Below are 19,794 nucleotides of genomic sequence, written 5' to 3'. Positions count from 1 at the left end.
GGCCTTGTCGCAGATCAAACGGCCTATGCCGAACGCCGCATGCCGCCCTATTCTTCCGTGTACAGGCCGTGTTCGACCGCGTACACCGCGACCTGCACCCGGCTGGTGAGATTGAGTTTCTTCAACACGTTCTGCACGTGGATCTTGACCGTGCTTTCGCTGACGTCCAGTTCGCGCGCAATGACCTTGTTGCTGGCGCCGCGCGCCAGCCATTGCACGATCTGGGTCTCGCGCGCGGTGAGGCGATGGCGCTCGGCGCTGCCCCCCGGCTGCGGCGCTTGCGCGGCCAGGCTGGCCTGTCCGCGGAACTGTTCGACCAGCTTGGCGGTCATGCTCTCGGCGATGACCGGCTCGCCGCCCGCCGCGCGGCGGATCGCGGCGGTCAGCGCCTCGGCATCGATGTTCTTGACCAGATAGCCGCGCGCGCCGTCGCGCAACGCCTGCCCCAGTTCGTCTGCCTCTTCCGACACCGTCAGGATGATGACCGCACAAGACGGCAACTCCTGCGTCAGCAGCTGCAGCGTTTCCAGCCCGGACAAGCCGGGCAGGTTGAGGTCCAGCAGCACCACGTCGGGCTTGAGTTCCTTGGCGCGTTTCAGGCCTTCGACGCCGTCACCGGCCTCGGCCACGACCTCGAAGTCGGGTTGGCGTTGCAGCAGCAGGCGCACGCCCGAGCGGAACAGGGTGTGGTCGTCGACGAGGAGGATACGGATGGGCATGGTGGGAAAGTTCAAGCGGCCTGGCGTTCGCTGCCGGGCAAGGTCAGCGCGACGCGCGTGCCGGCGCCGGGCTGCGATTCAAGTTTTATCACGGCGCGCATGCGCGCGGCGCGTTCGCGCATGATGTGCAGGCCCACATGCGATTCGCCGCGCTCGGCCACCTCCGCGGGGTCATAGCCCTGGCCATCGTCGGCGATGACCAGGCTGAAGTCGCGGTCATTGGAGACGTCGATGCGCACGTGGCTGGCTTCCGAGTGCTTGCGCACGTTGGACAGCGCTTCCTGCAGGATGAAGAGCACCTGCAACTGCTCGTCAGGCGGCAGCGGCGCGCCCTCGCCCCGGCCGAAGCGCAGTTCGGTCTCGATGCCGGTCTGGCGGCGGAAGCGCGCCACCGTGTCTTCGATGCCGGCCTGCAGGTCGCCCTGTGACAGCTTGGTGCGGAAGTTGGTCAGCAGTTCGCGCACGTCCTGGTAGCTTTCGTCGACGCCAGTACGCAAGAGCGGCAGGATCTCGTCGATCTCCGCCTGGTCGCCGCGCTTGACGGCAGCGTCCAGCATCTGCAATTGCAGGTTCAGGAAGTTCAGGCCCTGCGCCAGGCTGTCGTGCAGCCCCTGCGCCACCAGCCCGCGTTCGCGCACCACCGCCAGTTGGCGCGCCTGCGCGCTCAGGCGGCGGTTGTCCAGGGCCACGCCCAGATGCTGGCCCAGCGTTTCCAGCAGCTGCGATTCTGCGGGCGACAGGCGGCGTTGCTGGCGGAAATGCAAGGAATACGAGCCCAGCACCTCGTCGCGCGTGACGATGCGGAACACGGCCACGCTGGCAAAGCCGTCGCGCTGGCAGTTCAGTTCCATGGCTGGCGGCGACTCGCGGAAATCCTGGATGACGATGACCCCGGCCTGGCGCGTGGCGACGCCGCAATAGCAGTCGTTCACGCGCATGCAATGCTCGGACTCGACCAGTTCGTCGGACAAGCCCACCGACACCATCAGGTTGAGTTTTTCGTTGTTGGGATCCAGCGCCCGGATGCTGCCGCCCTCGGCGTCGAACTGCAGCATCACGCGCCGCAGGAAGCCGTCGCACAGCGCTTCGATCTCGTTGGGCTGGTTCAGGAAGGCAGCCATGTCGTAAAGCGCGCCGATGTCGCGGTTCTGCGCGGCCAGTTGCGCGGTCTTTTCTTCGACGCGCCGCTCCAGGCCGGTGTACAGGTCCTGCAATTCATCGGCCATGCGGTTGTAGCCGCGCGCCAGCACGCCGAACTCGTCCTGGCTTTCCACCGGCAGCCGGGTGCTGAATTCCCTGGCCGCCATGCGCTGCAGGCCGTCGCGCAGGCGCAGCACCGGCGAGATGATCCAGAGATACAACAGATAGATCATCGCCAGCGTGCCGGCGCTGGCAATGGCCGCCAGCACGCCCTGCGACAGGCGCAGCGAGGTGGTCTTGCCGGCGTTGTCCTGTTCGATCATGCGCACCAGCGTGTCGGCCCGGGCCACGAATTCCGGCAGGGTCTCCAGATAGGTGGCGGCATCCGGCTGCGCCAGGGCGCGCGTGGCGGCCGGCTTCATGACGTCGTACCAGTAGGCGGCCACGTCATGCCATTGCTTGCGGATGGCTTCGTCGTTGGGAATGAACAGCGGGCGCGCAGGATTGCCGCGCGCCAGGCGGGCGATGGTGTCATCCATGAGCTGCACCTGCTCGCTGGTGCGGAACTCGCGCCCGGCCTGCGGCCGCATCAGCTCCACCGCCACCCGGTTGGCCCGCATGCGCAGGCTGCCCGTATCGTTGATGGCCGCGCCCGCGCCTTCCAGCTGCCAGGACAGCCACAGCGTCCAGCTGACCATGGACAGCACCACCACGAGCGCCACCAGGGAGCTGATGACGATGCGCGTGGACAGGCGATGCCAGGGCGAAGGCAGGCCGTCGGCTGGGGCGGCGGTATCGGTGGGCTTCATGGCTTTCAACGCGGTCTTGCTGTAGGAATGCTGCGGCTTCCAGTGTAGCCGCTGCGCCTCCCGTTCCCGAGCCAGGCCCTCAAGCGAGCCCCAGGGTACGGCAAATGAAATCCGCGACTTGCGCCGGCTCGTTGATCGGCAGGCAGGGCAAACCGGTATCCAGCGGCGCGTCGGTGGCCACCGCCACGAAACTGCTGTCTTCCGCATGCAGCGGCGGCTTGCCCACGGCGGGCCGGTACACCTCGATGCGCGGGATCGCGGCCTGCTTGAAGCCTTCGACCAGCACCAGGTCGGCCGGCGACAGGCGCGCCAGTTGCTCGTCCAGCGTGGGTTCGGGCGCGTCGCGCAGCTCGTGGACGATGGCGTAGCGGAACGGAGAGGCTACCATCACCTCCAGGGCCCCCGCCTGGCGGAAGCGCGCGCTGTCCTTGCCAGGCGGCTCCATCTGGAAATCGTGGTGGCTGTGCTTGATGACGCTGACCCGCAGGCCGCGCGCGGCCAGCAGCGGCAGCATCGCCTCGATCAGGGTGGTCTTGCCGCTGCCGGAACGGCCGGCGATGCCGAAAACTGGGGTCATGCAAGCTCCGTGAACAATGGGCATACGATGGGCAGGAATGCGTCCGCCCGCGCCGAGTATGCCAGCAAAGCGCCTGCCACCAGGTCGAAATACCAGCCGTGCAGCGTCAGGCTGCCCGCCTCCACCGCACGCCGCACAAAGGGCAGGTCCTCCAGGTTGCGCAGCGAAATCAGGATGGAGGCCTGTTCGCAGGCGCGCCGGCGCTCGGCCGCGGTTGCCTGCGGCATCTGTTGCAGCACCTGCCTGCGGGCCGGTTCGGCGATGTCCATCCAGCGTTCCAGGTAGTCGGTCTCGCCGTCGCCCCGGGTGCGTCGGTCCATCAGCGCCCGTATGCCGCCGCAGTGGGCGTGGCCCAGCACGATGATGCGGCTGACCTGCAACTGCTCCACCGCGAACTGTATCGCGGCCAGCACGCCTTGCAGGCCGCGGTCGGTGCTGGCCGGGGGCACCAGATTGGCGACGTTGCGCACGGTGAAGATGTCGCCGGGGTCGCAGCCCAGCAGCATGGCCGGATCCACCCGCGAATCGCAGCAGCCAACCAGCAAGGTGCTGGGGTGCTGGCCTTCGCGCAGATTGCGGTAAAGCGATGGCGCGTCCTCGTAGTACTGCTGCTGAAAGCGCTGGAAGCCGTCGACCAGCCGTTCGATGTCGCGCATGTCAGCCTCCTGTCTGCGCCATGAAGCGCACGATACGTTCCGGACGGGCCACGAAATCATGGCGCTCCGGCTTGGCGGCGATACCGGCCCGGATCGCCGCTACCAGTTCGGCGTCGCTGGCGCCCGCGCGCAGCAGGCGACCCAGCGGCACCTGGTCTTCCTGGCCCAGGCAGAGGTACAGGGTGCCGTCCACGCCCAGCCGGACGCGGTTGCAGCTTGCGCAGAAGTGGCGCGACATGGGGGTGATCACACCCAGCACCGGCGTGCCATGGCCCGTGCTCCAGTAGCGCGCCGGTCCCGCGCCCGCCCCGTTCAGCGCGGGAACCAGGCCGGTTTCGGCGGCCAGCCGCGCGCCCATGGCGTTCAGGTCGGTGTGGGCGTAGCCCTGGCCGCAGCTGCCCATGGGCATGGGCTCGATCAGGCGCAGCACGAAGCCCTGTGCCATCGCGTAGTCCAGCAGCCTGCGCACTTCGGCCTCCGGCGTGGCTGCGTGCACCACGCTGTTGAGCTTGATCGGCGCAAAGCCCGCGTCCTTGGCTGCAGCGAGCCCCGCCAGCACCGATTCCAGGCAATCCCGGCCCGTGATCTGGCTGAAGGCGGCAGCATCCAGCGTGTCCAGGCTGATGTTCAGCCGGTCCACGCCGGCGGCGCGCAGTTCCTGGGCATGGCGGACCAATTGGGTGCCGTTGGTGGACACGGACAAGTCCTGCAATCCTGGCATGGCGGCGATGACGCCGGCCAGTCCGGCCACGCCCCGGCGCAGCAGGGGCTCGCCGCCGGTCAGCCGGACCTTCTGCACGCCCAGCCCGACAAACAGCCCCACCAGCCGCGCCATTTCCTCGTGGCGCAGCCAGTTCGCGGGAGTTTCAAAACCTTTGAAATCCTTGGGCAGGCAGTAGCTGCAACGCAGGTCGCAGCGGTCCGTGACAGAGACGCGCAGATAGTCGATGCGGCGTCCGTAGCCATCCGTTAGAGGTCCCGCTGCCGGCTCGTCCATCATGCGGCGCTCCCGCCGTAGACGCGCTCGGGCTCCTCGCCCTGCAAATCTATGCCCTGGATATCGGCGCGCTCCACCAGCAGCTTGGCATACTGGCGCCAGGCAGTATCTCGGCTCATGGACGACAGCGCGGCAGCGATCTGCTTGTCCACATGCTCGTAGGGTTGCATGCGGCCCTCGATACGGCGCGTCACCCGCACGATATGCAGGCCGTGGCGGGTTTCCAGCAGCTGCGGCAGCAGGCCGCCGGCGGGCAGCGCGAATACCGCCCGCTCGAACTCCGGCACCGTGTCGCCCCGGCCCAGTTGTCCCAGGCTGCCGCCCAGCGCGGCGGACGGACAGTTCGATTGCTCGCGCGCTACCTCCGCAAAGCGCGAGGGATCTTCCAGCAGCTCGGCCAACACCACGTTGGCGTGGGCCCGCAGCATGTCCAGATTCACGCCCGGCGTGACCTGGAACAGGATGTGATCCGCCTCGATCAGCTCGCCCACCATGAAGCGCTGCGGATGCATCTGATAGAAGCGGCGGCAGGCGGCCTCGTCGGCTACGGGCGCGGGCGCCTCGCGGGCCAGCAAGGCGCCGATGGCGCCCTCCTCGTCCGCGGCGTCCAGGCCCAGGCGGCCAGCCTCGTCCAGCAGCACGCGGCGCAACACCAGGGCAGTGATCGCCTCGCGCATGGGGTTGCCGGCCTCTGCATGCAGCGGCAGTTCGCGTTCCAGATCCGCGTCGTTCAGTTCGACGCCATTGACGATGACAGGCATGTTCGGCTCCTGGGACAGGGAATCAGCGCGGGCGGACCAGCTGCCAGGCGCGGCCCAGGTAGCCCACCGACGCGAAGCCGCTCCAGACGTGGACCAGGCGCGTGAACGGAAAGATCACGAACAGCGTGAGGCCCATGAAGAGGTGCGCCTTGAACAGCAGCGGCACGTCGGCAACATGGCTGGCCGCGTCGCCCTGGAAGGTGACGATGTGCTGCGCCCAGGTCATCAGGCGCACCATCATTTCGCCGTCCATGTGGCCTGCAGACAGCGCGATGGTGGACAGGCCCAGCAACAGCGTGACCAGGATCCACAGCAGCAACAGCTTGTCGCCGGGCCGCGTGGTGGCGCGGATGCGCGGGTCGCTCAGGCGGCGATGGATCAGGATCAGAAGGCCGATCAGGCACAGGCCGCCCATGACGCCGCCGGCCACCATGGCCACGGTCTGCTTGAGCGTGTGCGATACGCCCAGCGTGTCCCACACCACCACCGGCGTCAGCAAGCCAGCCAAGTGGCCGAAGAACAGACCCAGGATACCGATGTGGAACAGGATGTTGCCCAACCGCAATTGCCCACGATGCAGCAACTGCGAACTGTCCGTCTTCCAGGTGTATTGCTCGCGCTCGAAGCGCACGAGGCTGCCCAAGAGGAAGATCGTCAGCGCGATGTAGGGATAGATGCCGAAGAAGAACTGATTCAGGGAGTTCATGATGCGTCGTCCTGAAGATTTAATGAGCCGCGGGCGCGCGGGGATAGAAGCGCACGGTCTGCGCGCCATCGCCCGAGAACGGCCGCAGTAGCGGTTCCACGCCGTCCGCGCCTATGCCGAACGTTTCCATCGCCTCGTCCATGTCGCGCACGGGCGCCTCGGTCTGCTCGCGCGGAATCACGCGGGATTGCGCGCGCAACACCGCGAAAATGCAGGCGTAGGGGCTTTCGCCCTTGGCCAGGCGCGCACCGATGGCGGCCAGCACGTGGATGGCGTCGTCCAGCAGATCCTGCGCCTGGGCCGGGTCGATGACGCCCAGGAACTCCAGGAACAGCGGCACATGGTCCGGCAATTCGGACACCACCGGCTCGAAACCGTGCTCGCGGTAGGTATCCAGCAGGTCCACCATGGCCTGGCCGCGGTCGCGGCTTTCGCCGTGCACATGCTCGAACAGATGCAGCGAATGCGAGCGGTTGCGGTCGAACGTGGCGACGTAGTTCTCCTGCAGCGCGATCAGGTCGTTGGTGGCCAGGTAGCCGACCAGCGGCTGCAGGGTTTCCTCCGCGTCGGGATAGTCGGCCAAGGCGGTCTCGACTTCGCCCAGCGCGTCCAGCAGCTCGGGTTCCGGGTAGCACAGCAAGGCGGAAAGCAGACGGTACAGACTCATGTTTTTCTCCTTTCCTAGACCGAGGCGGCCTTCTTGCGGGATTTCGGCATCTCGATGAAGATCTCGCTGCCCTGGGGCTTGCGTCCGAACAAGGTGCCTTCCGACACCCCGCCCGAGCAGCCGTTGCCAAAGGTGAAGCCGCAGCTGCCCTTCTCGTTGAAGCTGTCCTCGACCACTTCCTTGTGGCTGCTGGGCACCACGAAGCGGTCTTCGTAGTCGGCGATGGCCATGATCTTGTACATGTCCTGCACGGTGGCCTCCGTCAACCCGACCTGGTCCAGCAAGGCCGTGTCGCGTTCGCCGTGCACGGTCTCGGAGCGCTTGTAGGCGCGCATGGCCAGCATGCGTTCCAGCGCCTGCACCACCGGCGCTTCCTTGCCCGCGGTCAGCAGATTGGCCAGGTAGCGCACCGGGATGCGCAGGCTGGAGACGTCGGGGATCATGCCGCTCTTGCCCACCGTGCGGCGCGGCATCTGGCCGGACTCGGCAGCCGTCTGGATGGGCGACAGCGGCGGGATGTACCAGACCATGGGCAAGGTGCGGTATTCCGGATGCAGCGGGAAGGCGACGCGCCACTCCACCGCCATCTTGTAGACCGGCGACTTGCGGGCGGCTTCGAGCCACGATTCCGGGATGCCCTGTTCGCGCGCGGCGGCAATCACCTCGGGCGAATGCGGGTCCAGGAACAGGTCCAGTTGCGACTGGTACAGGTCTTGCTCGCTGGCGGTGGACGCGGCGTGCTCGATCTGGTCGGCGTCGTACAGCATCACGCCCAGGTAGCGGATGCGGCCCACGCAGGTTTCCGAGCACACCGTGGGCTGGCCGGCCTCGATGCGCGGATAGCAGAAGGTGCACTTCTCGGCCTTGCCGCTGCTCCAGTTGTAATAGATTTTCTTGTACGGGCAGCCGGAGATGCACATGCGCCAGCCGCGGCACTTGTCCTGGTCGACCAGCACGATGCCGTCGTCTTCACGCTTGTAGATGGAACCGGACGGGCAGCTGGCGACACAGGCCGGGTTCAGGCAGTGTTCGCACAGGCGCGGCAGGTACATCATGAAGGTGTTCTCGAAGGTCGAGTACATCTCCTTCTGCACGCCCTCGAACAGCGCGTCGCGGCTGCGCGCGCTGAATTCGCCGCCCAGGTCGTCTTCCCAGTTCGGGCCCCAATGGATCTTGTCCATCATCTTGCCCGTCAGCACCGACACCGGACGCGCGGTGGGCGGCGTCTGCGACAGCGGCGCCTTCTGCAGGTGCTCGTAGTCGAAGGTGAACGGCTCGTAGTAGTCGTCGATCTGCGGCAGGTTCGGGTTGGCGAAGAGATTGGCCAGGATGCGCAGCTTGCCGCCCTGGCGCGGTTCCAGCTTGCCGGCGGCGGTGCGCTTCCAGCCGCCCTTCCACTTTTCCTGGTTCTCCCATTCCTTGGGATAGCCGATGCCGGGCTTGGTTTCCACGTTGTTGAACCAGGCGTACTCGACGCCGTCGCGGCTGGTCCAGACGTTCTTGCAGGTGACCGAGCAAGTGTGGCAGCCGATGCACTTGTCCAGGTTCAGCACCATGCCGATTTGGGCGCGTATCCTCATGATTGCTTCTCTTCTTGTTGCGTTTCAACCAGCGGACCTTCCAGCCAGTCCACCTTCTTCATCTTGCGCAGCACCACGAATTCGTCGCGGTTGGCGCCCACCGTGCCGTAGTAGTTGAAGCCGTAGGCCTGCTGGGCATAGCCGCCGATCATGTGCGTGGGCTTGAGCACCGTGCGCGTGACCGAGTTATGGATGCCGCCGCGCTTGCCGCTGGTTTCGGCGCCCGGCACGTTCACGATCTTTTCCTGTGCGTGGTACATCAGGCACATGCCCACCGGCACGCGCTGGCTCACCACCACCCGCGCCGTCAGGGTGCCGTTCACGTTGAAGACTTCGACCCAGTCGTTGTCGACCAGTCCGGCCTGCTTGGCCTCGGCTTCCGAAATCCACACGTGAGGACCGCCGCGGCTCAGCGTCAGCATGCGCAGGTTGTCCGAGTACGTGCTGTGGATGCCCCACTTCTGGTGCGGCGTCAGCCAGTTCAGGACCAGTTCCTTCTCGCCATTCGGGTAGCGGCCCAGCATGGGCGCGACCGTCTTGGTGTCGATGGCCGGCTTGTACACGCAGGAGCCTTCGCCAAAGTCCAGCATCCAGCGATGGTCCTGGTAGAACTGCTGGCGGCCGGTCAGCGTGCGCCACGGGATCAGCTCGTGCACGTTGGTATAGCCGGCGTTGTAGCTGACCTCTTCGCTTTCCAGGCCCGACCAGGTGGGTGCGGAGATGATCTTGCGCGGTTGCGCCTGGATGTCGCGGAAGCGGATCTTGTCGTGCTCGCGGCCGATGGCCAGGTGTGCGTGGTCACGCCCGGTGATCTTGCCCAGGGCTTCCCAGGCCTTGACCGACACGTGGCCGTTGGTCTCGGGCGCGAAGGTCAGGATCATCTCGGCCGCATCGATGGCGGTGTCGAGCTTGGGCCGGCCCTGGCTCACGCCCGGCTCGGTCACGGCCTCGTTGATGCCGGCCAGCTCATGCACCTCGTGCTCGGTGTTCCAGTTGATGCCCTTGCCGCCGTTGCCCAGCTTGTCCAGCAACGGCCCCACCGACGTGAACTTGCGGTAGATGTCGTTGTAGTCGCGCTCGACCACGGTCATGTTGGGCGCGGTCTTGCCGGGAACCAGGTCGCATTCGCCCAGCTTCCAGTCCTTGGGTTCGAAGGCCTGGCCCAGTTCTCCCGGGGTGTCGTGCATCAGAGGAGTCAGCACTACGTCGCGGCGCTTGCCCAGGTAGGGGCCGCCGATTTCGCTGAACTTCTTGGCCAGCAGCTTGTAGATCTCCCAGTCGGTCTTGCTTTCCCACAAGGGCTGCACGGCTTCGCTCAGCGGATGGATGAACGGGTGCATGTCCGAGGTATTGAGGTCGTCCTTTTCGTACCAGGTGGCCGTGGGCAGCACGATGTCGCCGTACAGGCAGGTGGTGCTCATGCGGAAGTCCAGCACCGTCAGCAGGTCCAGCTTGCCTTCGGCCGCGTCTTCCTGGTAGGTCACCTCGGTGGGCTTGATCGCCTCGGCTTCGTCGCCGAACACCGCGTTCTGCGTGCCCAGCAGGTACTTCAGGAAATACTCATGGCCCTTGCCGCTGGAGCCCAGGATGTTGGAGCGCCACACGAACATGTTGCGCGGGAAGTTGGCCGGGTCGTCGGGGTTCTCGCAGGACATGCGCAGTTCGCCCGACTTGAGCTGCTCTGCGACGAATGCCACCGGATCCTTGCCCTGGCTTTCGGCCTGCGCCACCACGTCCAGCGGATTGGTGCGCAATTGCGGCGCCGACGGCAGCCAGCCCATGCGCTCGGCGCGGGCGTTCAGGTCGATCATGCTGAGGTCGCCGTAGCGGCCCCGGTCTGCCGTCGGACCCAGGATCTCCTGGACGTTCAGCTTTTCATGGCGCCACTGGCTGGTATGCGCATAGAAGAACGAGGTGCCGTTCATCTGGCGCGGCGGACGGACCCAGTCCGCGGCGAAGGCCAGCGGGGCCCAGCCGAACTGCGGACGCAGCTTTTCCTGGCCCACGTAGTGCGCCCAGCCGCCGCCACTCTTGCCCACGCAGCCGCACATCATCAGCATGTTGATGATGCCGCGGTAGATCATGTCCATGTGGTACCAGTGGTTCAGGCCGGCGCCGACGATCACCATGGACTTGCCTTCGGTGTCGTGGGCATTCTGCGCGAATTCGCGCGCCACCTGGATGACCTGCGCGCGCGGCACGCCGGTATGCTTTTCCTGCCAGGCGGGCGTGTAAGGCACGTCATCGTCATAGGAACTGGCGACGTTGCCGCCGCCCAGGCCGCGGTCCAGGCCGTAGTTGGCCATCTGCAGGTCGTACACCGTGGCCACCAGGGCTTCGCTGCCGTCGGCCAGGCGGATGCGGCGCGCCGGCACATTGCGCACCTGCAGCTCGCCATGCTCGCTGCCGAAATACGGGAAGCCCACGCCGACCACGGCGTCGGATTGGTCCAGCAGGCTCAGCGTGGGTTCGATCTCGCGGCCGCTGCCGCCGTCCTTGGACTCCAGGTTCCAGCGGCCGACCTTTTCGCCGCCGTTGACCGCGCCCTCGCCCCAGCGAAAGCCGATGCTGCCGTTGGGCGCGACCAGGTCGCCGCTCTTGGCGTCCAGCACCAGCGTCTTCCAATCGGGGTTGTTCTGTTCGCCCAGCGCGCCGTCCAGGTGCGAGGCGCGCAGGAAGTGGTCCGGCGCGTAGAAGCCGTCGCGCTCCTTCAGCTGCACCAGCATGGGCATGTCGGTGTAGCGGCGCACGTAGTCGCGGAAGTAGTCCGACGCGCCGGAGAGGTGGAATTCCTTCAGGATCACATGGCCCATGGCCATCGCCAGCGCGGCGTCGGTGCCCTGCTTGGGCGCCAGCCAGATATCGCCGAATTTGACCATTTCACCGAAGTCGCTGGACACGGCCACCGTCTTGGTGCCCTTGTAGCGGACTTCGGTGTAGAAGTGCGCGTCCGGCGTGCGGGTCTGGGGCACGTTGGAACCCCACACCATCAGGTAGGTCGAGTTGTACCAATCGGCCGATTCCGGCACGTCGGTCTGTTCGCCCCAGATCTGCGGGCTGGCGGGCGGCAGGTCGCAGTACCAGTCGTAAAAGCTCAGGCAGGCGCCGCCCAGCAGGCTGAGGTAACGCGCGCCAGCGGCGTAGCTGACCATGGACATGGCCGGGATCGGCGAAAAGCCGATCACGCGGTCAGGGCCGAACTTCTTGATCGTCAGCGCGTTGGCGGCGGCCACGATTTCCATCGCCGTATCCCAGTCGGCGCGCACAAAGCCGCCCAGTCCGCGCACGGCCTTGTAGCGCTTGGCGCGCTTGGGATCCTGGCTGATCCACTCCCAGGCCGCGATCGGGTCCATGGTCTTGCGGGCCTCGCGCCACATTTCCATGAGGCGGCCGCGGATCATCGGGTACTTCACGCGCTGCGCCGAATACACGTACCAGCTGTACGAAGCGCCTCGCGGACAGCCGCGGGGCTCATGGTTGGGCAGGTCCGGCCGCGTGCGCGGGTAGTCGGTCTGCTGGGTTTCCCAGGTGATCAGGCCGTTCTTGACGTAGACCTTCCAGGAGCAGGAGCCCGTGCAGTTCACGCCGTGCGTCGAACGCACCACCTTGTCATGCTGCCAGCGCGCGCGGTAGGCGTTTTCCCACTTGCGGTCCTCGTTGACCGTTTCGCCGTGACCGTCCGCGAAGGTGGACTTCACCCGCGACATGAACTTCAAGCGGTCCAGAAAATGGCTCATTCTCTATTCTCCAAGAGCGCCGGTCCGGCCGGCGCGTACTGCGATCAATGCTGTTGAATCCATTGTGGGCGCGGCCCGCCTGCCGGACCATTCGCCGGTGGCACAGGCCGGGCGCGGCAGAATGACTAGTCACTCCGGCCGCGTCCGTTTCGCTCTAGCAAGGCACCGGCGCATTGCGGCGGGCGTAGTACCACCAGGTGATGACCATGCAGGTGGCGTAGAAGCCGATGAAGCAATACAGGGCCGCCTGCACGCTGCCGGTCATCTCGAGCGAGGTGCCGAAGCTGCGCGGGATGAAGAAGCCGCCGTATGCGCCGATCGCGCCCGAGAAGCCCAGCACCGCGGCCGACTCCTTGGCGGCGTCCGCCTGGGCCTGCTTCTGCGCCGCGGCGCCCTTGCCTTCGGCCGCCTGCGTGCGTTCACGCAGGAAGATCACGGGAATCATGCGGAAGGTCGACCCGTTGCCCACGCCGGTCAGCGCGAACAGCACGATGAACATGGCCAGGAAGCCGTTGAAGTTGCCGGGCTGTCCGGCGACCGGCAGGAACATCACCACGCCCAGCACCGCGACGATCATCGCCGCGAAGGTGAACAGCGTGACCCGCGCGCCGCCCAGCTTGTCCGACACCCAGCCGCCGAACGGCCGCGTCAGCGAACCCACCAGCGGGCCGAGGAAGGCATAGGCCATGGGGTCGACCTGCGGGAACAGCGTCTTGGTCAGCATGGCGAAGCCGGCCGAAAAGCCGATGAAGGAACCGAAGGTGCCCACGTACAGCCAGCACATCAGCCAGTTGTGCTTGCGCTTGAAGATGACGGCCTGGTCCGCGAACGAGGCGCGGGCGTCCGCGATGTCGTTCATGCCGAACCACGCGGCGATCGAGGCCAGCGCAATGGGAATCACCCAGATGAAGCCGGCGTTCTGCAGCCACAGATTCTGCTGCGCGCCATTGGCGTTGATGACCTGGGGCTCGCCGCCCGCCACGCCGAACACGCCGATGGAGATCACCACCGGCACCACGAACTGCACCAGGGACACGCCCAGGTTGCCGATACCGGCATTCAGCCCGGTGGCCAGGCCCTTCTTCTCCTTCGGAAAGAAGAAGCTGATGTTGGCCATGCTGGAACTGAAGTTGCCGCCGCCCAGGCCGCACAGCAGCGCCAGGATCAGCAGCGTCGGGAACGAAGTCGTCGGGTCGCGCAGGGCGAAGCCCATGCCCAGCGCGGGAATCAGCAGCGAAGCCGTGGAAATGGCCGTCCACTTGCGCCCGCCGAAGACAGGCACCAGGAAGGAATAGAAGATGCGCAGGGTCGCGCCCGACAGCGCGGGCAGCGCCGTCAGCCAGAACATCTGGTTCTTGGACAGCATGAAGCCGGCGCGGTCCAGATTGACCACCACCACGCTCCACAGCATCCAGATGCTGAACGCCAGCATCAGCGCCGGAATGGAGATCCAGAGATTGCGGTTGGCGACGCGGGCGCCGGTCTGCTTCCAGAAACCGGGATTATCCGGCTCCCAGCGCGCAAGGACTTGAGTGGAAGACATAGGGATACTCTCAGGAGGTGGTGGAGGGAGAGGCGGCGTGTTGCCGGGCAATGGCCGCGCTTTCCGGCCGGAAACTGAAGTGCATGAAGATGAGGGAGACGCAAACGGTGCCGTACAGCAGCATGAAGGCGCTGGAGCGGACGCCCGTCAGGTCGAGCAGGATCCCGAACATGATCGGCAGCACAAAGCCGCCCAGCCCGCCGGCCAGGCCGACGATGCCGGAGACGGCGCCGATGTTTTCGCCGAACTCGTCCGAGATGAACTTGAAGACCGAGGCCTTGCCGATGGCCATGGCGATGCCGACCACGAACAGCAGCACGGTGAAGGTGACCGGCCCCAGCGCGATGCCGAAGCTGCGCGGACCGTTGGCCGTCACGATGGTGAATTCCGTCTGCGGATAGCTCAGCAGGAAGAACGCCACCCAGCACACCCACATCACCCACCAGGTGGTCTTGTAGGCGCCGTAGCGGTCCGAGATCCAGCCGCCGACGGCGCGCAGCACGCCCCCGGGCAGGGAGAAGCAGGCTGCCAGCAGCGCCGCCAGCTTCATGTCGAAGCCGTATTCGCCGATGTAGTACTTGGTCATCCACAGCGCCAGCGCCACGTAGCCGCCGAACACCACCGAGTAGTACTGGCAATAGCGCCAGACGCGCGGGTCCTTCAGCATGGCCATCTGGGCCGACAGGCTGGCGCCGCTCTTGACGCGGTGCGCGGGGTCGGAAGAAGAGAACAGCCAGAACAGGATGGCCGTCACCAGGAGCGCCACGGCATAGACCTGGGGCACGATGACCCAGGCGCCGCCCGCCGCCGCGATCAGGGCGGGGGCCACGAACTTGGTGATGGCCGAGCCCGAGTTGCCGGCGCCGAACACGCCCATCGCCAGGCCCTGCTTATTGCGCGGGAACCAGCGCGCCACGTAGGGCGTGCCGACCGAGAACGAGCCGCCAGTCAGGCCGACGAACAGCGCCAGCACCAGGAACTGCCAGTACTCGGTGGCATAGGACAGCAGCCAGATCGGCACCACCGCCAGCAGCATCAGGATGAAGAACACCGGCCGGCCGCCGTAGCGGTCCGTCCAGATGCCCAGCGGCACCCGCACCAGCGAACCGGTCAGCACCGGCATGGCGGCCAGCAGGCCGAACTCGGTTTCGGACAGGCCCAGTTGCTGCTTGATGGGAATGCCCAGCACCGCAAAGATCATCCACACCGCGAAACAGATGGTGAAGGCGAATGTGCTTGAAATCAGGACCCGCATCGGCGCGCCGGCGGAAGGTTGACTTGCTGCCATGGTTACTCTCGCTTTACTCACGAAGACATGTGGCTAGCCTAGGCATGGCGGGCCTTGCGGACCATTCGCCAGCCGACCAGAAGCCCCTTGCCGATGTGACTAGTCACCCCTTTCCTGGCGGCCCGGCTTGCGCTGGATCAAGCGGCCGCGCTGGCGGCAACGCGCGGGAGGCATTAATATGCATTTCAAATACACCTTTAAACGCGAAGCCGAAACGGCGCCGCGACTGCCCTCATGAGCACGCTGCTTAGCATCGAAGAACCCGCCGCTGCCCCTCCCCGTCCGCGTCCCCAATGGCGCGCCTTCACGGAAATGGGCTTCCGGCCGCTCTACCTGGCCGGCTGCTTCTGGGCGCTGGCGTCCGTGCTGCTATGGGTGCATGCGCCGGCACGCCTCACGGGCGTGTTGAACGGCATGTTCTGGCACGCGCACGAGATGCTGTGGGGCTTCGTCGCCACCATCGCGGTGGGCTTCCTGCTGACGGCGGGCGCCAATTGGACCGGCAAGAACCCCTTGCGCGGCACGCCCCTGGCCATTTTGTGCGCGGTGTGGATCGTGGCGCGCGCGGGCTATCTCGTACCCGGACGTCCGGCCTTCGTGGTGGCTGCGGCGGCGGACCTGCTGTTCTTCCTGTGGGCCGCGGGCGCGCTGGGCCGCGCCGTCGCCGTCACGCGCAACCAGCGCAACTACGGCATACCCTTCCTGCTGCTGGGCCTGGCCGCCACCAACGCGCTCTACCTCTGGGCCTCGGTCCAGGGCGACTACTTTGCGCTGATGCGCTACTTCAATGCCGGATTGCTGTGCATGGCGGTGCTGACGCTGCTGATCGCGCGCCGGGTCATCCCCTTCTTCGCCAAGCGCGCCGTGGCGGGACTGGACATCCCGCCGCACACCCGCAGCGGCCACTGGCAGCTGGGTACGGGCATCGTCGCCATCGCCTGCCTGCTTGCCGGCCAGCCGCAAGCTGCGGCGCTGGCGCTGGCCGCGACCGGCTTGATCGCCCTGGCGCAATGGATATCCTGGAAGCCCTGGGCGGTGCGCAAGGTGCCGCTGTTGTGGATCCTGTATGCGGGGTATTGCGGCCTGGGCATCGGCCTGCTGGCAGGCGCGGCGCAATTGGCCGGCTATGTGCTGCGGCCCGCCTGGCCCGCCCACGTGATCGGCGTGGCCGGATTCTCGGTGCTGATCCTGGGCATGGTCACGCGCACCGCGCTCGGCCACCTGGGCCGGCCGCTGCAGACCGACCGCAGCATGGTGTTGAGCTATGCGCTGATGATTCTGGCGGCCCTGCTGCGCCTGGCCGCCCTGCTCCCGACCGCCGCCACCATCGGCTTCCTGCATGCCTCGGCGACCGCCTGGGCGCTGGCCTTCGCGCTATACCTTTGGCGCTTCTTCCCGATGATGATCCGGCCGCGGGCCGATGCGGGCAAGACGGCCGCGCCGGTGATGAAGGTGGTGCCGGTCGCTCGGCGTCCGGCCGCCTGAGCCTCAGCCGCGCCCCTCGCGCCGGCGTGTGGCCGCCAGCTGCTGCTTCATGGCCTTGAGCCAGGCCTTGACCTGCTGCATGTCGACGAACTGCGACAGCTCGAATTCGAGTTCGCCTATGTATTCCTCGGCATCGGCGATCTCCGCGTCCAGGTCTTCCATCAGTTCGGAAGGGTCTATGGATTGCGCGGGATCGAAATGGTACTTGGCCTTGAAGCCGTCTTCCGCGGCTGCGATTTCGCCGGCCAGCTTGGCGAGCTGCGCGTCCAGCGCCTGGATGTACTGCGCGTAGCGTTCCTCATCGACGCCAGCCAGACGATCAGGACCGGCAGCGGCCAAGGCTTCGATTTCCGCCAGCGTTTCGGGCGCGGGTGCGGGACTATCGCCCGCCGCCTGGGTCAGCAGCGCTGCGGCATCGTCCTCGTCCTGTCCGTCTTCCACGCCGGCGTCGTAGTCCGAGCCGGCATGCTTGAGATACAAGGCCTTCAGCCTGTCCGTGTCGCACTCGGCCGGCGTGCCATCCAGCACGATGGCGTCCAGCGTTTCCTGTGCCAGCTGCGCAGCGATCTCCGACGCCAGGGCGCGTTCCGCCTTGGTCAGTTCCTTCTGCTTGCAGGCATGGTCGAAGCAGGCCACCAGCTTGGCCTTCAGTTCGACCTCGACCGTCTCCAGCGGCGCCAGCACGTCTTCGTATTTCTTCTGGTATTCCGGCAGCACGGCCTGCCAGCCGCGCAGGCGGGCGCGCTGCGCTTCGAGCGTGCGCACGAACGACTCGAATCTCTGACGTTGCGGCGTTCCGGATGCCGGCTGCGCGGCGGACGTGTTTTCTTGCATGGAGGGAACCTGGGCAGGCGGCGCCATAGGCGCCTTGAAATGATCGGAGCGCCATTTTAGGTTACCTGTCCGCCGAACCCTCGGCGGCGTTGTCCTTGGACGTCGTGTCGGCGGGCTCGATGTCCTCGTCGGGCACCTCATCGCCTTGAGCGCTGTCGTTGGCGTCATCCGGATTCTGCGCCGGCGGCCGATGGGCTGGGGTCCCGGGCGGCGGCACGGACGCCATCGTTATCGGATGCAAAGCCAACTCGAATTGGATCTGGGGCATCGCAGCACCTATCAGGAAGTGCGGCGAAATCCGCCGCAGCCCGGTATCAGCAAGCGCCATGCCACAACGCCCGCGCAAGAGGCGTCAGAACCGTGGATTCTTGCCGAACGGCACTTCCGTGTCTGTCGGCTTCTCGAACGACGCGGTATCCCCGTTCAAGTCCGCGACGTGGATCTGGGCCAGCCGCGTCGCCTCGTCTATCGCAACCTGGGCCGAGGCGAAGCGCTCCTCGACGGCTATCCGCTCCTGCGGCGCTCCCGCCGCCGGCGGCACCAGCACATAAGCGATGCTCCAGCTGCCCTGATGCTCAACCGGACGCTCGAGCTCGAAATCCCAACTGGCGTGTTCCATAGGGGCCTCCTGTCGAATCCTGCCTTCATGCTACTGCGGTTTACTTCGGCCTGGGATCGCGGATGCCCTGATCCAGTCCCTCGAATTCGCCGCGCCGCAGGCGCGGCAGGAAATTGGCCATGGCCTGCGCCACGTTGCGCACTTCCTGCTGCACCGCCTGGTCCTGGTCCAGGTCGTCGTGGCTGGTGGCATACGGGCGGTAATAGCTGATGTAGCGGTCCAGCCGCGACGCCGCGCCCGCGTCCATCAGCCCCATCCAGTCCAGCCAATCGGCCAGCCCCCGCCGCTGCGCCTCGACGCCGGCCACGTCTCCATGCACCACCAGGCCGTAGGCGCGGCCGGCCAGATGCTTGGGGTATGGCCAACCGGCAAGCTCGACCTGTTTGGCTTTGAGCGGATCCTTGCCGCCAGTCAGCGTGGGATCGGGATTGCCGCCGTCGGCGCACACCAGCCTGTCTATCATCAGCTTCAAGGGGCTGGGCGATTGGTACCAGTACGTGGGCGCCACCAGGATCACGCCATGGGCCGCGACCCATTGCTCGTAGATGCCGGCCATGGCGTCGTTGGACTGCCCCAGCGAGTGGTTCGGATAGCAGCTGCATGGCCAATGGCACAGGGGCATCGCGGTCGACACGCAGCCCTTGCAGGGATGGATGCGGTACTCATATTCGGAAACCAGGCGGCTGAGATCCAACAGGTCCGTCTGCACGCCGGCCGTCTGCAGCTCATCCAGGACGAGGCGCGCCAGCCGCCAGCTCTTGGAGACCTCCCCGGGACAGGTGCCGTCATTGCGCGCGGCGCCGACGATCACCAGGACGCGAGACGGGGTGTCCGGATCGCGCTGAACTGCCTCCGCGCGCTCCAGGCGGTCGCGCGTTTCCTTCCACTCCTGGGAAAGATCGTAATCGGGATCGGCGTAGCCCTGGCCGGCTTTCACCGTGACAGGCGCCTTGCGCCCTGCTTCGTAGCCTTCCCAGGCAATCGCTTCCAGGCGCTCCAGCGCGTCGCGCTCGGCCTCGAACGCTGGATCGTAAAAGCGCCGCATGAAGCGCAGGCGGAATTCTTCCCGCGCTAGCGGGCCGTCGTACTGGCCCTTGCGGACCGTGGGCTTGATTCCTATCATGGCTGCCTCCTTTTGCGGGCCCGGCGGCGGCGTTCCTGCCTAGCGCGAGCGGTACAGGCCGCGGCCAGCGCGAGCAGCTTGTCTTCGTCCAGGCGCTCCGCGTCGACCAGCCCTTCGTCCGCGCCCTCCAGCGCAATAAGCAATTCATCGAGTTTGAGGTGCAACGCCTCGCTGTCCTTGTTCTGGCTTTGTTGAATCAGGAACACCATCAGGAATGTGACTATGGTCGTGCCGGTATTGATCACCAATTGCCACACTTCGGAATAGCCGAACGCAGGACCGGAGGCCCCCCACAGCACAACAGTGATGACCGCCAATCCGAAGGCGATGGGCGACCCCACCCACTTGGTCACATGCGCGGCAAAATGATCAAAGAAGCGCGCTACCGGATGGTCAGCACCGCCCGCGTCGGGTGCAGCCGAACGCTTCGGCGCCGCACGCCGCCTGGGTACGCGAGTGTTGTGCATGCTGGCCCCCTTGCTCCACGGGACATCCTGTTCAGCAAGTTCCGTGCCCGCCCCCGGCCAGGGAAAGAAGACATGCGGCGTGCTAG

Annotated in this window: 18 protein-coding genes; 1 reads left to right on the top strand and 17 read right to left on the bottom strand. The window is 66.3% G+C overall.

Annotated elements, in window-relative coordinates:
• Positions 1-47 precede the first annotated feature (47 nt).
• The 12 genes from AC1RHV_RS02220 to AC1RHV_RS02165 form a co-directional block, all read right to left on the bottom strand.
• Positions 48-719 carry a response regulator gene (locus tag AC1RHV_RS02220; protein WP_054454724.1) on the bottom strand — a complete coding sequence of 224 codons (672 nt, stop codon included), beginning with the start codon at positions 717-719 and terminating at the stop codon, positions 48-50.
• 11 nt (positions 720-730) lie between these two features.
• Entirely contained in the window at positions 731-2,668 is a 1,938-nt protein-coding gene (locus AC1RHV_RS02215) for a type IV pili methyl-accepting chemotaxis transducer N-terminal domain-containing protein (protein WP_175213292.1), read from the bottom strand.
• Positions 2,669-2,747: 79 nt separating this feature from the next.
• Positions 2,748-3,245: a molybdopterin-guanine dinucleotide biosynthesis protein B gene (gene mobB / locus AC1RHV_RS02210; protein WP_175160667.1), complete on the bottom strand. Its 498-nt coding sequence runs from the start codon at positions 3,243-3,245 to the stop codon at positions 2,748-2,750.
• Positions 3,242-3,901: a carbonic anhydrase gene (locus AC1RHV_RS02205; RefSeq protein WP_054454736.1), complete on the bottom strand. Its 660-nt coding sequence runs from the start codon at positions 3,899-3,901 to the stop codon at positions 3,242-3,244. Before AC1RHV_RS02205 ends, mobB begins: the two co-directional genes overlap by 4 nt.
• A gap of 1 nt (position 3,902) precedes the next feature.
• Positions 3,903-4,901 (bottom strand): GTP 3',8-cyclase MoaA, encoded by a 999-nt coding sequence (gene moaA, locus AC1RHV_RS02200; protein ID WP_175160665.1) that lies wholly within the window; start codon positions 4,899-4,901, stop codon positions 3,903-3,905.
• Positions 4,898-5,659: a peptidylprolyl isomerase gene (locus tag AC1RHV_RS02195; RefSeq protein ID WP_054454740.1), complete on the bottom strand. Its 762-nt coding sequence runs from the start codon at positions 5,657-5,659 to the stop codon at positions 4,898-4,900. Before AC1RHV_RS02195 ends, moaA begins: the two co-directional genes overlap by 4 nt.
• A gap of 22 nt (positions 5,660-5,681) precedes the next feature.
• Positions 5,682-6,365, bottom strand: coding sequence for a respiratory nitrate reductase subunit gamma (gene narI, locus AC1RHV_RS02190; RefSeq protein WP_054454742.1), 684 nt, complete (start codon positions 6,363-6,365; stop codon positions 5,682-5,684).
• Between the two features lie 19 nt (positions 6,366-6,384).
• Entirely contained in the window at positions 6,385-7,032 is a 648-nt protein-coding gene (gene narJ, locus AC1RHV_RS02185) for a nitrate reductase molybdenum cofactor assembly chaperone (protein WP_054454743.1), read from the bottom strand.
• Between the two features lie 14 nt (positions 7,033-7,046).
• The gene (gene narH / locus AC1RHV_RS02180) at positions 7,047-8,612 is read right to left on the bottom strand and encodes a nitrate reductase subunit beta (protein WP_492299652.1); all 1,566 of its coding nucleotides are present in this window, start codon (positions 8,610-8,612) and stop codon (positions 7,047-7,049) included.
• Positions 8,609-12,349, bottom strand: a complete 3,741-nt coding sequence (locus AC1RHV_RS02175; RefSeq protein WP_175213289.1) for a nitrate reductase subunit alpha — start codon at positions 12,347-12,349, stop codon at positions 8,609-8,611. The genes narH and AC1RHV_RS02175 overlap by 4 nt, the downstream gene beginning before the upstream one ends.
• Before the next feature lie 154 nt (positions 12,350-12,503).
• Positions 12,504-13,892, bottom strand: coding sequence for a NarK family nitrate/nitrite MFS transporter (locus tag AC1RHV_RS02170; RefSeq protein WP_054454746.1), 1,389 nt, complete (start codon positions 13,890-13,892; stop codon positions 12,504-12,506).
• A 10-nt stretch (positions 13,893-13,902) separates the two neighbouring features.
• Positions 13,903-15,180, bottom strand: a complete 1,278-nt coding sequence (locus AC1RHV_RS02165; RefSeq protein WP_054454748.1) for an MFS transporter — start codon at positions 15,178-15,180, stop codon at positions 13,903-13,905.
• A gap of 234 nt (positions 15,181-15,414) precedes the next feature.
• Between AC1RHV_RS02165 and AC1RHV_RS02160 the strand changes: the two genes are divergently transcribed.
• Positions 15,415-16,665: an NnrS family protein gene (locus tag AC1RHV_RS02160; RefSeq protein WP_175213288.1), complete on the top strand. Its 1,251-nt coding sequence runs from the start codon at positions 15,415-15,417 to the stop codon at positions 16,663-16,665.
• A gap of 3 nt (positions 16,666-16,668) precedes the next feature.
• Here AC1RHV_RS02160 and AC1RHV_RS02155 read toward each other — a convergent pair whose 3' ends face one another.
• The 5 genes from AC1RHV_RS02155 to AC1RHV_RS02135 all read right to left on the bottom strand — a co-directional run bounded on the left by AC1RHV_RS02155 (position 16,669) and on the right by AC1RHV_RS02135 (position 19,708).
• The gene (locus AC1RHV_RS02155; protein ID WP_492299651.1) at positions 16,669-17,499 is read right to left on the bottom strand and encodes a hypothetical protein; all 831 of its coding nucleotides are present in this window, start codon (positions 17,497-17,499) and stop codon (positions 16,669-16,671) included.
• Positions 17,500-17,560: 61 nt separating this feature from the next.
• A complete protein-coding gene (locus AC1RHV_RS02150; protein WP_125470364.1) occupies positions 17,561-17,767 on the bottom strand; it encodes a hypothetical protein in 207 nt (68 codons plus the stop codon).
• Between the two features lie 84 nt (positions 17,768-17,851).
• Complete coding sequence (locus tag AC1RHV_RS02145) at positions 17,852-18,118, bottom strand: hypothetical protein (protein ID WP_119451151.1); 267 nt, start codon at positions 18,116-18,118, stop codon at positions 17,852-17,854.
• A gap of 40 nt (positions 18,119-18,158) precedes the next feature.
• The gene (locus AC1RHV_RS02140) at positions 18,159-19,241 is read right to left on the bottom strand and encodes a flavodoxin family protein (protein ID WP_054454755.1); all 1,083 of its coding nucleotides are present in this window, start codon (positions 19,239-19,241) and stop codon (positions 18,159-18,161) included.
• On the bottom strand, positions 19,238-19,708 hold the full coding sequence (locus AC1RHV_RS02135) for a low affinity iron permease family protein (RefSeq protein ID WP_175213286.1): 471 nt from the start codon (positions 19,706-19,708) through the stop codon (positions 19,238-19,240). Before AC1RHV_RS02135 ends, AC1RHV_RS02140 begins: the two co-directional genes overlap by 4 nt.
• Positions 19,709-19,794 lie beyond the last annotated feature (86 nt).

It is taken from the genome of Achromobacter sp. GW823-FHT04E03, assembly GCF_058796095.1.
The sequence above is the reverse complement of the archived record's forward strand: the minus strand, read 5'-3'. Positions and strand labels throughout refer to the sequence as shown.